Consider the following 13,256-nt stretch of genomic DNA (forward strand, 5'->3'; position numbering starts at 1 on the left):
GGCCGTCGACCCCGTCGCTTCGAGCGCCAGAAGATAGCGGCTCGACGCATCCATCACCGTCAAGGGTTCGCAACGCCAGCCGTCGCGGGTCCGGAACCAGCCCTTGTGATCGCCAGTCCACACCGCGTTCGGTTCTTGCGGCTGTGGCCAGGGTCCATTGCCGCAGGCCCGCAGGCGGGGTCGCTTGCGGGCGCGGACAAGCCCATGCCGCGCAAGGATCGCGCCGACCGTCGAGGCTGAAGGCCACATGAACTCGGGAGCCGTGCGCCTGAGCCGTGCCACGATCTTCTTTGGACCCCAAAGCGGATGCAGCTCCTTGGCCGCCACAATCCGCTCAACCAGATCCTGAGCTGTCGCCCGGCCATGATTGAGCGGGGCTCGCGGCAGGTCGTGCAAACCCTCAGGCCCAAACGTCCGATAGCGTCCTAGCCATTTGTAGCCGTTCTTGCGTGAGATCCCGTAGGCCGCACAAAGCGCAACCATCGTCTCATCCCCAGAAAGACACTCCACAACAAACCGTAGCCGCTCGTCCATGATGCCAGTCTCTCGCCAAACCATCGCCGGTCCTCCGGCGGACAAGAAAACTGTCACCCATGCTATCGGTCCATTCTGTTACCTATCTATCCGGTTCGGACACCGGACATTTCTCCCCGTATAGTGAGGGGGAGAAAGACGCTCAACCTACTCCTCCGGCTCCGTCGTAAACAGCAGCGGGTACCCCTTGGCCTTGGCCGCGTCGATGGCCCGTGTCGCCTTGGTCTCGGCCACATCCCTGGTGAAGACGGCAACGACGCAAACGCCGAGCCGGTGCGCGGTGATCATCACCCGGTTCGCCTGGTCTTCGCTGAGCTTGAACTCGCCCTTCAGCACCGTCACCACGAATTCGCGCGGCGTAAAATCGTCATTGATGAGGATGACCTTGTAGAGCTTCGGTCGCTCGGTCTGCGGCTTGGTCTTGGTCCGGGGTTTGGAGCTGATTTCAGGCATAGGGAACCGCGGTATCGCGCGAGGGGTAGCTCTCACTTTGTCATGGGGGAAAGCCGTCGTCCATTTTGATCGGCGCGCCAAACCGGCTTCCCGGAAGTGCTGCCGTTCACAAATTTAGGAAGTGTACGCTGCGGTTCAACGGCCCTGGCGATCGGCGACGCGACGAGCCTGGAATTGCCGTGCGCTGGATGCCGCATCCGGCCTTGATCCGGCCGCCTTGTATTCGACCCAGGCGACCGCGAGCGAGCCGAAGAAGCAGGCCAGCGCCGCGCCGGTGATCACGGTAAGCAGCAGGCTTTGCCATGGTGTGATGTATTGCCAGCTGCTGGAGATTGCCGGTGCAAACAGCGACGGCTCCGTGCGCCCGCTCACCGGATCGGGCACCGGGCTGGCGGTAAACTGGACCAGCACCCTGACCATTGCCGAGGCGACAAGGCCGCCGATGGCCATCGACCGCAGAATGGATGAAAGCCGCTTCTTCATGCGGGCTGTCCTACTGGACCGGCATTGCAAACGGGTTAAAGATCTGGGTGGCCGGCACCCATCAACGGGTAATCATGCTCTCACACGACAAGGCCGCTCCAGCCGGGGGGTGCTGGAGCGGCCTTGTTACAGACAAGCCTGTTGGCTGTCTGGATCAGGCCTTCGGGGCGTCCGTCTTGACGACCTTCTTCGCCTTCTTGTGCTTCTTGACGGGCTTCTTGGCGACGACCTTCTTCACCGGGGGCTTGGCGGTCGTGGTCGCCGGAGCGGTGGTCGTGGAAGCAGCCGGAGCAGCGGTCGTGGTGGCAGCGGCATTGCCCAGAGCCGGCATTGCGAAAGCGAGAGCGACGGCGAGACCGGTGGCGGAGAGGATGGACTTTTTCATGGCTTCATTTCCTTCTTTGTGCGGGTCGAGTTTCGAGTGTCACTGAACCGGGTCGATCGGTGTCACTCCAAGCAGCTTCAAAGCGTTCGCGAGCATCCGGATACCCTGTGCCTGTTTCTTGTTGGCGCAGAACCGGTTTCCCTTTCTTTGCAGTGCTTTCGCCGCGGTGACCTGCGTTGCCGCGGCATGGGTTTCGAGGGCTTCGTCTACCTGGCGATTGAGATCGATACAGCGCTCGCTCCTTGTGATCGGCGTCACCTTTGCGGTTGTGGCTCCGACCGCGGCTGTGACGAGCGGAATGCTGAGCAGCGCACCCATCAAGCTGGTCGTGAACCTGTGCATCGGTAATGTCCGTTACTCCGGAGACTTCGCGTCGCAGCCGATGTCCTGACCGCCACGACACCCTTTATGCCCTTGATTTTTTTCGGGAGTTTTTCCGGACTATAGAATTTTGTTTCTGGATTGTTTCTGGCAAATCGGCTTTGCGGGCGATCATCGCCGCTGGCCAACATGTGGCCAGAATTCTATCGTGTGGGTGACGCCACAGAAGCAGACTCAGAAGGCAGCCGCCGACCGGCCGCCAGCAATGACAGGATCGCCGTGAAATCCGATGCGCACATACTGATCGTCGACGACGACAAGGGCATTCGCGATCTGCTTCAGGAATTCTTCCAGAAGCGCGGCCTGCGCACCACGGTTGCCGCCGACGGCATCGAGATGGAGGACATACTGCGCCGCACGCAGGTAGACCTGATCGTGCTTGATGTGATGCTGCCGGGAAAAAGCGGGCTGGAACTCTGCCGCGACCTGCGCGCCAGCTACTCGACGCCGATCATCATGCTGACGGCGGTGACCGAGACCACCGACCGGGTCGTCGGCCTGGAGATGGGCGCCGACGACTATGTGCCCAAACCCTTCGATCCGCGCGAGCTGCTGGCCCGCATCCGCGCCGTTTTGAGGCGCAATGGTGCTGCTGAGCCGAAGCGCGCCACCACCAAGCAAATCTACCATTTCGCCGGCTGGACGATGGACTGCTCGCGCCGGCGGCTGATGGCGCCGGGCGATGTCAGGGTCGAGCTGACGATGGCGGAGTTCAACCTGTTGCAGACCTTCGTCAAAAGCGCGCAGCGCGTGCTCACCCGCGACCAGCTCATCGAGCTTTCCGGCGGTGACAGCGACTATTCCTTCGATCGCAGTATCGACATCCTGGTCAGCCGTCTCAGGCGCAAGATGGAAGACGACCCCAAGACGCCGAAACTGATCCTGACCGTGCGCAGCGGCGGCTACCAGTTCCTGCCCGAGACCACCTCCGAATGAGACGGTTCCTGCCGCAAACCCTGCCGGTCTGGGTTTTGCTCATCGTCATTGCCGGCCTGCTGATCAGCCAGGTCGCTACACTCTATATCGTCTCGCGCGATCGCGCCGTCGCCAATGACGAGGTCGATCTCTACCGGCTTAACGACCGCGCCTATTCGCTGGTGCAGCTGATGCATGACGACACGCCGGAGCAGCGCAAGCTGACGGCCTCCGGTCTGTTCAACGCCACCTATGCGCTGACCGTGTCGGACACGCCCGCGGTCACCTCGTCGATCGCCGGCGACGACGAACTGGCCGAACTCGAGGACATCCTGGTCGGGCGGCTGTCGAAATTCGGCATCACCGACGCCCGCGTCCGGCGCGATCCGGCAACCCAGGCAGCCAACGCGCCTGGCGGTGTGGCCGTGACCAAGGATGTCGGCGCGGTGGAGCGTGACCTGTTATCGCTGGCGGCCAGCTTCGCCCAGAGCGACAAGCTGACGGCATCTGTCCGCTTCGCCGACGGCCAATGGCTGAATTTCACCGAGCCCAACACGCCGGTCGGACCGATATTGAGCTTCGACAGCCTGCCGCTCTATTCGCTGATCGCGGCCCTGGTGGTGATCATGTCGATCTGGTCGCTGCGCCGGCTGACGGCGCCCTATCGGATGATGGAAACGGCGGTCAACCGGATCGGCACGGACCTGAAGAGCCCGCCGATCGCCGAGACCGGCAGCCGCGAAATCCGCGCCGCGGCCAAAGCCGTGAACGCCATGCAGGTGAGGCTGCGCGACTATGTCGAGGACCGCGAACATCTGGCCGCCGCGCTCGCCCACGATCTGCGCACGCCGCTGACCCGCATGCGGCTGCGCCTCGAACTGTTGCGCAGATCGACGGCGCGCGAGGCGCTCGCCCACGACCTCGCCGACATCGAGAGCATCGCCAGCTCCGTCATCGACTTCGCCACCTTCGAAGTCACCGAGGAGAAGAGCGAGCGGATCGATTTCTGGTCGCTGGTGGAATCCATCGCCGACAGTTTCGAGGACGTCACGTTCGACCATGACGGCGCCAGGCCGCGTGGCATGATCTGCATGGCGCGGCCGGTGGCGCTCAAGCGCTGCGTCAACAATCTGGTCCAGAATGCCGTGACCTACGGCAAGAAAGCCCATGTCAGCCTGCGGCAGTCGGACGGCACGGTCACGCTGGTTATCCGCGACGAGGGGCCGGGCATACCGCAGGCGCAGCTCGATCAGGTGTTCGGTTCCTTCGTGCGGCTGGAGCAATCGCGCAACCGCCAGACCGGCGGCCTCGGCCTCGGCCTGACCATTGCCCGCAACATTGCGCGTGCCGCCGGCGGCGATGTCAACCTGTCCAACCATCCCCGCGGCGGCCTGCTGACGGAGCTCAGCCTGCCGCTGGCGGCATAAGGCAGCAGACTAGCGTCTCGATGGGCTCCGGGGGTGGATCAACCAACCCGCCCTTGCAATAGTGCGGCCGCTCGAACAGGAGGAGATCGCCGCATGTTTTACGCCATCCTGGCCTATCACGTCGAACAGACCATCCAGTCCCTGACGCCGCAGCAGGATGCGGCGCTGATGCACGACCTGCTCGAAGTCAACGCCAGGCTGACCCGCGAAGGCAAGCTTGGGCCGGCGGCAAGACTGGGCGCGACCGCCGAGGCCGTCACGCTGCGCGGTCCGGGCGAAGGCATCGTCATCGACGGGCCGTTTGCCGAGACCAAGGAACAATTGCTGGGTCTTTATGTCCTCGACTGCGCCACGCAGGAGGCGGCGATTGCGGCTGCGCGCGACTTGCGCCGCGTGAATCCCTCGGCAGTCTACGAAATCCGGCCGATCACATTTTACCTTCCCGGCGTGACGTTTCCCGCTACGGAGAGCGATTTAAAGGAGGCCGCCAGCGGCTGAGAACTACCCCATGGCCGGTCAGGCAGAAGCGATCTCGTTGCCCAGGCGGACCGTTTCGGCGACGAGAAGGTCGAGATCCTCGCGCCGGGTCCGGTGGTTGTTGATCGCCACCCTGAGGCAATGCCGGCCTTGCACCGTGGTATCGGAAATGGCGGCGGTTCCGTCTTCCTGCAGCCTCAGCATGATCTCGGTGTTGAGCGCTTTCGCGCGCTCGCCATCGAGACCATCCGCGCGATAGCGGAAGCAGACGATGTTGATGCTGGTCGGCGCCGTCAGTTCGAGCGCTGACTCGGCCGCGATCAGCCCTGAGAGATACTGCCCCTGCGCAATGTTCTGGTCGATCAGGCGGCCGAATTTTTCGACACCGTGTTCTCGCAACGCCATCCACACTTTGAGTGCCTTGAAGCCACGTGTCGTCTGCAGGCCATAGTCGTGCAGCCATTGGCCGGAGGCGAGGCCGCGCGGTGTCGATTCCAGATATTCCGGCGTCACCGCGAAGGTCTTGCGATGCGCCGAGGCATCCCTGACCAACGCGCAGCCTGCCTCGAACGGCGCATGCAGCCATTTGTGCGGATCGAGCGCGATGGAATCGGCCCATTCGATGCCGGCGACGCGATGCGCATTCTCGGGCGCGATCGCGATCAGCGCGCCGATGCAGCCGTCGACATGGAACCAGAGATCCTCCTCATGCGTCAGCTTGGCCAGCGCCTGCAGATCGTCGATGGCGCCGGTGTTGACAGTGCCGGCATTGCCGATGATGCAGGCCGGCTTGAACCCGGCCGCGCGATCTTCCGATATCGCCGCCCGCAAAGCTTCGATGTCGATGCGAAGTCCGGCGTCGCTGGCAATGCGCCGCAGCGCCTTGTTGCCGAGGCCGAGCGCTTCCATCCCCTTGCGGTGACAGGAATGGACCTGGTCCGAGCCATAGAAACGCAACGGCTTTTCGATGGCGGCAACGCCGTGCTCGCGCACGTCGATGCCGGCCTTGGTGTTGCGCGCCACGGTCAGCCCGATGATGTTGGCCATCGAACCGCCGCTGACCAGCGTGCCGCTGGCCGAAGCCGGCATGCCGGTCATCTGCTTGCACCAGTCGACCACCTGGCCGTCCATCAGGGCGGCGGCATGGTTGCCGCCGCCGAGATTGGAGCCCTGGATTGCCGCCAGGAAATCGCCGATCGCGCCGGTAAAATTGCTCGACCCCATATACCAGGACCAGAAGCGCGGATGGATGTTGCCCATCGGATAGGGCATCACCTTGTCCACGACATCGCCATAGATGTCGGCAAGCGGGGTCGGCGATTGCGGCAGAGAGGCGGTGAAGAAATCCCTCACATCTCCAGGCATCTCCTGCCACACCGGCCGTTGCCTGACATCGCGCAGGTAAGCGACGGCATCGTCAACGATCCGATGCGACAGGCTTTGCACATCGGCCCAGTCCGAGGGGTCAAGCGTTTCCTCGGTACTGGTAGCCGAGTGTCCAGGCATCGCGTCCATGCAATTTGCTCCCGCGTCATCATGCCGGGAACTGGCAACCGGGCGTCGAGCGCGAGAGAGCAAGCTCTTCCGCATTCATCTCGGCCTCGATGCCGTCGAACAAAGGCGTGGTCATGTAGCGTTCACCGGTATCGGGAAGCATGCACAGGATCACCGATCCGGCCGGTGCCGTGCCGGCGATCTGGCGCGCCACGGCAAAAGCCGAACCGCCGGAAATGCCGGTGAAGATGCCTTCCTGCTGCGCCAGCGCCTTGGCCCATTTCATGCCCTCCGGCCCGGCGATCGGCATCACCTCGTCATAGAAGTTGCCATCGATGGCCTCCTGCAGGACGTGCGGGATGAAATCCGGCGTCCAGCCCTGGATCGGGTGCGGTTCGAAAGCCGGATGGCTGGCGGCCGGCGCTCCGCCGGCGCCACGCATCTGCGGCTTGCCGCTGCCGACAAGCTGCGCATTAACCGGTTCGGTGAGCACGATCCGAGTCTCAGGCCGCTCGCGGCGCAGCACCCGCGCCACGCCGGCGACGGTGCCGCCGGTGCCGTAGCCAGTGACGAAATAGTCGAGCCGCGAGCCGGCGAAATCGTTGACGATCTCGCGTCCCGTGGTTGCTTCATGGATGTCGGCGTTGGCCTCGGTCTCGAACTGGCGGGCCAGGAACCAGCCATTGGCTTCGGCCAGTTCCACCGCCTTCTTGTACATGCCGAAGCCTTTCTCGGCGCGCGGCGTCAGCACCACCTTGGCGCCCAGCATCCGCATCAGCTTGCGGCGCTCGACCGAGAAACTGTCGGCCATCGTCACCACCAGCTTGTAGCCCTTCTGCGCACAGACCATGGCAAGACCGATGCCCGTGTTGCCGCTGGTCGCCTCGACGATGGTCTGTCCCGGCTTGAGCGCGCCGGTGCGTTCACCTTCCTCGATGATGTTGAGCGCCAGCCGGTCCTTCACCGACGCAGCCGGATTGAAGAACTCGGCCTTGACGTAGATGGTGGCGTGCGCCGGTCCGAGATTATTGACGCGGATGACCGGCGTGTCGCCGATGGTGTCGAGAATGCTGTCGAACAGGCGGCCGCGGCCGGCCGTGGTTCTGATTTTCTGCTGATGCAACATGGTAGACTCCTGGTTCTTGCTCACGGGCCGGTACACACCGGCGGTTTGAGCGGCGAGATTTCGACACCTTGCCGCACTACAGGTCCTTGACGTGCGGCAGTGTGGTAAACACCACATTCGGCGCACAAATTTTGCCAGCCGGGTGCACTTTGTCGTGCTCGGTGGTAAAGCAGGGGCCGGCAGGTCAGCGTGGGAGCAGGCGTGGTATCTGGCGTGGAATCGAGCCTGGCGAGCAGCCATCAAGGTGTTGTCGTGCGCCTGTTTGGGCCGCCGACAATTGCGCGCGACGGCGTCCCGGTGGTCTTGCCGGCATCGCGCAAGCTGCGCGCGCTGCTGGCCTATCTGGCGCTGGCGCCCCATCCGGTCGGACGTGGCAAGCTCTGCGAGTTGCTGTGGGATGTTCCAAATGATCCCAGGGGTGAGCTGCGCTGGTGCCTGAGCAAGCTGCGGGCCGCGCTCGACGAACCGGGCCGCCGCAGGATCGAAACATCGGGCGATACGATCGCGCTCGATCTCGACGGCATCTCAGTCGACGTTCTGGATGTCGCGGCGGCTGCCGCAGGCATCGAAACGCTCGAGCCGACGCGACTGCAGTTGCTCTCCGGCCTGTTCGTCGGCGACTTCCTCGAAGGGCTGGAGATCGACCGCTGCCCTCTCTTCAACAGCTGGCTGACCGCGCAGCGCCGCCGTTTCGGTTCCTGCCACGCGGCTATACTGGAATGTCTGGTCAAGACGCTCCCGGCCGATTCCGAAGACGTCTCCGCTCATCTCGAAAAATGGCTGGAATTGACCCCGTTCGACAGCAGCGCCCATGTCGCACTCCTGGTGAGGCTGGCGCGGCGCGGCCAGTTCCGTGCCTGCGAGGACCATCTTGCCGCAGCAGCATCGCTCTTCCAATCGGAAGAGCTGGATTTCGGCCCCGTGCGCCAGGCGTGGCTTGCCATTCGCGCGGAACGTCACTGCGCCACTTTGCCGGCACAACCGGCAGCTCCGCCCGGGCCGAACAAGGCGTCAATCATGCTTGCCGGTTCAGAAGCCGCGACGCCGCACAAGGCTTCGCTGGCCGTGATGCCATTTGCCGAAGACGCCGCTAGCGGCGTTCGTGGCGGGCTGGCCGATGGCTTGACCCACGACATCATCACCCGCCTCGCCAAGCTCAGGGACTTCTTTGTCATCGCCCGGGGCTCGGTCTTTGCGCTGGCGGAAAAGGACATCGCGCCGGAAGATGCCGGCCGAAGGCTGAATGTCAACTATGTCGCCACCGGCACGGTGCGCAGCCTGACCGGCCGCCTGATCGTCACCGTCGAGCTCGTCGAGGTCCGCACAGCCAGGATCGTCTGGGCCGAGACCTTCGAGCGCAAGCCCGACGATCTTTTCGCCGTGCTTGACGATATCGGCAACAGCATCGTGGCCTCGGTCTCATCCGAGATCGAGACCGTCGAGCGCAACCGCGCCATGCTGAAAGCGCCCAATTCACTTAACGCCTGGGAGGCCTACCATCGCGGCCTCTGGCACATGTATCGCTTCACCCGCAGCGAGAACGACCTCGCACGGCATTTCTTCGACATTGCTGTCAGGCAGGATCCGACCTTCACCCGCGCCTATGCCGGCCTCTCCTTCACCCACTGGCAGAGCGCCTTCCAGCGCTGGGGCGACCGCGACCAGGACAGCGTGCTTGCCTTTGAGGCGGCCGGCCAGAGCCTTTTGGTCGACGATCATAATCCCGCCGCGCACTGGGCGATGGGCCGGGCGCTGTGGCTGCGCGGCGAGGGTGACGCGTCCGTGCTCGAACTGCAAAGAGCCGTCGACCTCAGCCCGAACTTCGCGCTTGGCCACTATGCGCTGTCCTTCGTGCATTCGCAGTCGGGCGACCCGCACGCGGCGATCGGATCGTCGGATCATTCGCGCCATCTGTCGCCGTTCGACCCGATGCTGTTCGGCATGCTGGGCGCACGCGCCATGGCGCATGTCCGCCTCGGCCAGTTCGACGAGGCAGCCGAATGGGCGCTGAAAGCGGCTGCCCGCCCCAACGCCCATGTCATCATCCTGTCGATCGCCGCTCACTGCCTGGCGCTGGCGGGGCGACTGGACGAGGCGAAAACTTTCGCCGCCGCCATCCGCAAGACGCTTCCGGACTACCGTGCGGACGACTTCATCCACACCTTCCGCTTCGACCGGGATGCCACAGCCCTGTTCAAGCTCGGCGCCACGCGCATCGGGCTGGCTTAGAGCATGATCCCAAAAAGTGGGTACCGGTTTTTGGAAAAGATCATGCTCCAACAAAGGGTTAGATCATGATGAGATTTCAACCAAATCTCATCATGATCTAGCGCCGCAACACCGCGCTCAGCACGTCGCGTATGCCGATCGCCCCGACAAAGCGCGACTGGTCGTCGAACAGCGCCACGGGTGCCGTCTGCGAGCGGTGCATGGCCAGCATCACCGTCTTCAGCGAGGTCCCGGGATTGGCCCAGAATACTTGCGCCGTCTCCTCCGGCTGCGCCTCGACATCGGCGCATGAAACCCATACCGCCGGTTTGCCGTCGCGTTCCGCCGCCGCCACCAGCCCGTGCTCGTCGATCTTGAAGCGCGTCGTCTTGCGCCGGTCGAGCCACACCCAGCCATTATCGCCGTGCTCGAGGTCGCGGCTGTCGCGCATGACGTTCCAGGCGGTCAGCACCGACAACGGATTCACATTGGCGATGAAGTCGCGGACATAGTCATTGGCGGGCTTGAGCACGATGTCTTCCGGCGCCCCGGTCTGCACGATGCGCCCGCCTTCCATGATGGTGATATGGGTGCCGATCTTCAGCGCCTCTTCCAGATCATGGCTGACGAAGATGATGGTCTTCTTCAGCTCCGCCTGCAGCTGCAGCAATTCGTCCTGCAGCTTGGTGCGGATCAGCGGATCGAGCGCCGAGAACGGCTCGTCCATCAGCAGGATCGGCGCCTCGGTGGCGAAGGCACGGGCCAGGCCGACGCGCTGCTGCATGCCGCCGGACAGCTCATGCGCGTATTTCTTCGACCACTGGTCGAGATTGACCAGTTTCAGCTGGCGTTGCACGCGCTCCTTGCGCTCTTGCTCCGGCACGCCGGCGAGTTCGAGGCCAAGGCCGACATTCTCCTCCACCGTACGCCAAGGCAGCAGGCCGAACTGCTGGAACACCATCGCCACCTGCTTCTGGCGCAGCCGCCGCAGCGTCGCCTGATCGCAGGTCACGACATCGACGATATTGTCGCCGTCCTTGACCAGCACCTGGCCGCGCGACACCACGTTGAGCCGGTTGACGGCCCGCAGCAGCGTCGACTTGCCCGAGCCGGACAGGCCCATCAGCACCGAGATTTCGCCCTCATGCACGGTCAGGCTGGCGCCGGCGCAACCCAGCACATTGCCGGTCTTTTCGAGGATTTCGGCGCGCGTGGCGCCGCCGTCGATCAGCGCCAGCGAACCGGCCTGGTCGGACCCGAAGACGATATCGACATTTTTGAAATCGACGGCGACGGTCATTTCTTGCCTCCAACGCCGATACGCGTCATCCGGTCGAGCACGATGGCGAGTACGACAATCGCCAGGCCCGCCTCGAGCCCGAGATCGATGCGGCGCGAGCCGAGCGCGCGGTTGATTTCAGTGCCGAGGCCGCCGGCGCCGATGAGTGCTGCAAACACCACCATCGACAGCGACAGCATGATCGATTGCGTCAGCCCGGCCATGATGGTCGGCAGCGCTGAGGGCAATTCGACCTTCCACAGCAGCTGCTGCTTGGTGGCGCCAAACGCCTCGCCGGCCTCGATGATCGACTTCGGCACCGAGACGACGCCGAGATGGGTGAGCCGGACCGCGGTCGGGATGACGAAGATGATGGTGACGATGAGGCCGGGCGCGTTGCCGAGACCGAACAGGGTCAGGACCGGGATCAGGTAGACGAAGGTCGGCAGCGTCTGCATCAGGTCGAGCACCGGCAGCATGATGCGGTAGACCTTCGGCTTGTGCGCGGCCCAGATGCCGAGCGGCACGCCGATGGCCATCGCCATGGCGGCGGCGGCCACGACCAGCACCAGCGTCTGCACCGTCTGCTTCCAGAGGTTCTGGTTGATGATGAAGATCAGGCCGAGAAAGACGCCTATGGCCAGCGGGCGCGAGCGCTGCAGCAGCCAGGCGATGATGGCGATGATCAGCGCCAGCAGCACCGGCGGCACCATCAAAAGGATGCTAACCAGCCCGTCGAGCAAGAAATTGAGGCCATTCGAGAAGGCCCTGAACACGGTGTCGAAATTGTCGGTGAGGAAACCGAAGAACGCCTTTCCCCAGGCGCCGATCGGTATCTTGTGATCGACCATGAATTTCGAAATCGGATCCATATCGCCCCTCTCATGCGAGAGACCGCCTGCTTCCGGCCTCCGCTGTCGTTAGGTCATCTTCTCACAGGATATGAAAAAGGGCAGCCTTTTCTAGATTGGCTGCCCTTCCTGGTTCGGCTTTGCCGAATTCAGTCGGCTCAGCTTCCGAGCGCGGTCTTGACCGCCGCTGCCGCATCACCGCCATCGAAGGTGGTGACGCCGGCAATCCACGGCGCAACCGCGTCAGGGTGCTTCTTCAGCCAGTCGGCAGCGACCGTGTTGGCGTCGCCGCCCTTCAGGATCGCGTCCATCATCTCGCCTTCCATATCCAGGTTGAACTTCAGGTTGGCGATGAACTTGCCGGCATTCGGGCATTCGGTGGTGTAGCCCTTGCGCACATTGGTGTAGACGGTGGCGGCGCCGAAGCCGCTGTCGCCCATGCCGTCGAGATAGGTGAGCTTCATGGCGCCCATCACCGGATGCGGCGTCCAGCCGAGGAAGGCAATCCACTCATTGTTCTTGATCGACTGCTCGGCCTGCGTCAGCATGCCGGCTTCCGAGGACTCGACCAGCTCGAAGCCTTCGAGATTGTCCTTCGGGTTCTTGATCATGTCGAGGATGATGCGGTTGCCGTCATTGCCCGCCTCGATGCCGTAAATCTTGCCGTTGAACTTGTCCTTGAACTTGCCGATGTCGGTCAGCGACTTGACGCCGGCCTCCGCGACATAGGTCGGTACGACGATGCCGTAGCCGGCGCCGGTCAGGTTGGTGCCGATCGTCTCGACCGAACCATCGGCGGTGTAGTCCTTGATGTCGTTAGTCATCGACGGCATCCAGTTGCCGAGGAAGACGTCGAGATCCTTGTTTTTCAGCGACGCCATGGTCACCGGTACCGATAGCTGGATCGTCTGCGGCTCGTAGCCGAGCGCGGTGAGCAGCACCGAAGCGACGCCGGTGGTTGCCTGGATGTCGGTCCAGCCGACATCGGAAAGGCGCACCGCCTTGCAGCTCTCCGGATCGCCGGCAAGTGCAGCGCTCGTGGACAGAAAAGTCGCCAGGCCGAGACCGGCGACGAAGGTGTTCATACGCGACATTGGCAGTCTCCCATTGTGATTCTTTGGCGAAGCGTAGTTACGGTTTCTCTGCCCGCCTTGTTTCGTCAGCCAAACACCATTCTGGTGTGGTTTCAAGCGCTAAGACAATCACGATCAACGGCGCGGACTGGCCAAACAGCGACACGCCC

At 63.4% G+C, this 13,256-nt stretch carries 14 protein-coding genes; 4 read left to right on the top strand and 10 right to left on the bottom strand.

The genetic code is table 11. The annotated features are described in order from the left end of the window. From NKI35_RS06775 to NKI35_RS06795, 5 genes are all read right to left on the bottom strand, one after another. Nucleotides 1-558 (bottom strand): helix-turn-helix domain-containing protein (locus NKI35_RS06775; RefSeq protein ID WP_352739200.1); only part of this gene is annotated, 558 nt, incomplete at its 3' end. Between the two features lie 123 nt (nucleotides 559-681). Next, on the bottom strand, nucleotides 682-987 hold the full coding sequence (gene clpS, locus NKI35_RS06780) for an ATP-dependent Clp protease adapter ClpS (protein WP_023683679.1): 306 nt from the start codon (nucleotides 985-987) through the stop codon (nucleotides 682-684). A gap of 135 nt (nucleotides 988-1,122) precedes the next feature. After that, nucleotides 1,123-1,470: a hypothetical protein gene (locus NKI35_RS06785; protein ID WP_352739202.1), complete on the bottom strand. Its 348-nt coding sequence runs from the start codon at nucleotides 1,468-1,470 to the stop codon at nucleotides 1,123-1,125. A gap of 154 nt (nucleotides 1,471-1,624) precedes the next feature. Then, nucleotides 1,625-1,855: a hypothetical protein gene (locus NKI35_RS06790; RefSeq protein ID WP_023670004.1), complete on the bottom strand. Its 231-nt coding sequence runs from the start codon at nucleotides 1,853-1,855 to the stop codon at nucleotides 1,625-1,627. A gap of 39 nt (nucleotides 1,856-1,894) precedes the next feature. Continuing rightward, nucleotides 1,895-2,197 (bottom strand): hypothetical protein, encoded by a 303-nt coding sequence (locus tag NKI35_RS06795; RefSeq protein WP_023670003.1) that lies wholly within the window; start codon nucleotides 2,195-2,197, stop codon nucleotides 1,895-1,897. Between the two features lie 258 nt (nucleotides 2,198-2,455). Here NKI35_RS06795 and NKI35_RS06800 point away from each other — a divergent pair, with 258 nt between their 5' ends. From NKI35_RS06800 to NKI35_RS06810, 3 genes are all read left to right on the top strand, one after another. Beyond that, nucleotides 2,456-3,172, top strand: a complete 717-nt coding sequence (locus tag NKI35_RS06800) for a response regulator (RefSeq protein ID WP_023744277.1) — start codon at nucleotides 2,456-2,458, stop codon at nucleotides 3,170-3,172. After that, on the top strand, nucleotides 3,169-4,578 hold the full coding sequence (locus tag NKI35_RS06805; protein WP_023670001.1) for an ATP-binding protein: 1,410 nt from the start codon (nucleotides 3,169-3,171) through the stop codon (nucleotides 4,576-4,578). Before NKI35_RS06800 ends, NKI35_RS06805 begins: the two co-directional genes overlap by 4 nt. 93 nt (nucleotides 4,579-4,671) lie before the next feature. After that, the gene (locus NKI35_RS06810; protein ID WP_352461960.1) at nucleotides 4,672-5,076 is read left to right on the top strand and encodes a YciI family protein; all 405 of its coding nucleotides are present in this window, start codon (nucleotides 4,672-4,674) and stop codon (nucleotides 5,074-5,076) included. Nucleotides 5,077-5,094: 18 nt separating this feature from the next. On the opposite strand, the gene NKI35_RS06815 is transcribed toward NKI35_RS06810, so the two are convergent. Both NKI35_RS06815 and NKI35_RS06820 read right to left on the bottom strand, forming a co-directional pair. After that, on the bottom strand, nucleotides 5,095-6,570 hold the full coding sequence (locus tag NKI35_RS06815) for a pyridoxal phosphate-dependent decarboxylase family protein (protein ID WP_023754940.1): 1,476 nt from the start codon (nucleotides 6,568-6,570) through the stop codon (nucleotides 5,095-5,097). Between the two features lie 19 nt (nucleotides 6,571-6,589). After that, a complete protein-coding gene (locus NKI35_RS06820) occupies nucleotides 6,590-7,675 on the bottom strand; it encodes a PLP-dependent cysteine synthase family protein (RefSeq protein ID WP_023754941.1) in 1,086 nt (361 codons plus the stop codon). A 201-nt stretch (nucleotides 7,676-7,876) separates the two neighbouring features. Here NKI35_RS06820 and NKI35_RS06825 point away from each other — a divergent pair, with 201 nt between their 5' ends. Continuing rightward, nucleotides 7,877-9,904: a transcriptional regulator gene (locus NKI35_RS06825; RefSeq protein ID WP_352739205.1), complete on the top strand. Its 2,028-nt coding sequence runs from the start codon at nucleotides 7,877-7,879 to the stop codon at nucleotides 9,902-9,904. 97 nt (nucleotides 9,905-10,001) lie between these two features. Here the strand turns inward: NKI35_RS06825 and choV are convergent, their stop codons facing one another. The 3 genes from choV to NKI35_RS06840 all read right to left on the bottom strand — a co-directional run bounded on the left by choV (nucleotide 10,002) and on the right by NKI35_RS06840 (nucleotide 13,107). Continuing rightward, nucleotides 10,002-11,183 carry a choline ABC transporter ATP-binding protein gene (gene choV / locus NKI35_RS06830; protein WP_023669996.1) on the bottom strand — a complete coding sequence of 394 codons (1,182 nt, stop codon included), beginning with the start codon at nucleotides 11,181-11,183 and terminating at the stop codon, nucleotides 10,002-10,004. Continuing rightward, on the bottom strand, nucleotides 11,180-12,034 hold the full coding sequence (choW, locus tag NKI35_RS06835) for a choline ABC transporter permease subunit (protein WP_023817402.1): 855 nt from the start codon (nucleotides 12,032-12,034) through the stop codon (nucleotides 11,180-11,182). Before choW ends, choV begins: the two co-directional genes overlap by 4 nt. Before the next feature lie 137 nt (nucleotides 12,035-12,171). Beyond that, complete coding sequence (locus NKI35_RS06840) at nucleotides 12,172-13,107, bottom strand: choline ABC transporter substrate-binding protein (RefSeq protein WP_023686157.1); 936 nt, start codon at nucleotides 13,105-13,107, stop codon at nucleotides 12,172-12,174. Between the last annotated feature and the right edge of the window lie 149 nt (nucleotides 13,108-13,256).

Origin of the sequence: Mesorhizobium sp. M0676, assembly GCF_040320535.1 — a bacterium.
Taxonomy (GTDB): domain Bacteria; phylum Pseudomonadota; class Alphaproteobacteria; order Rhizobiales; family Rhizobiaceae; genus Mesorhizobium.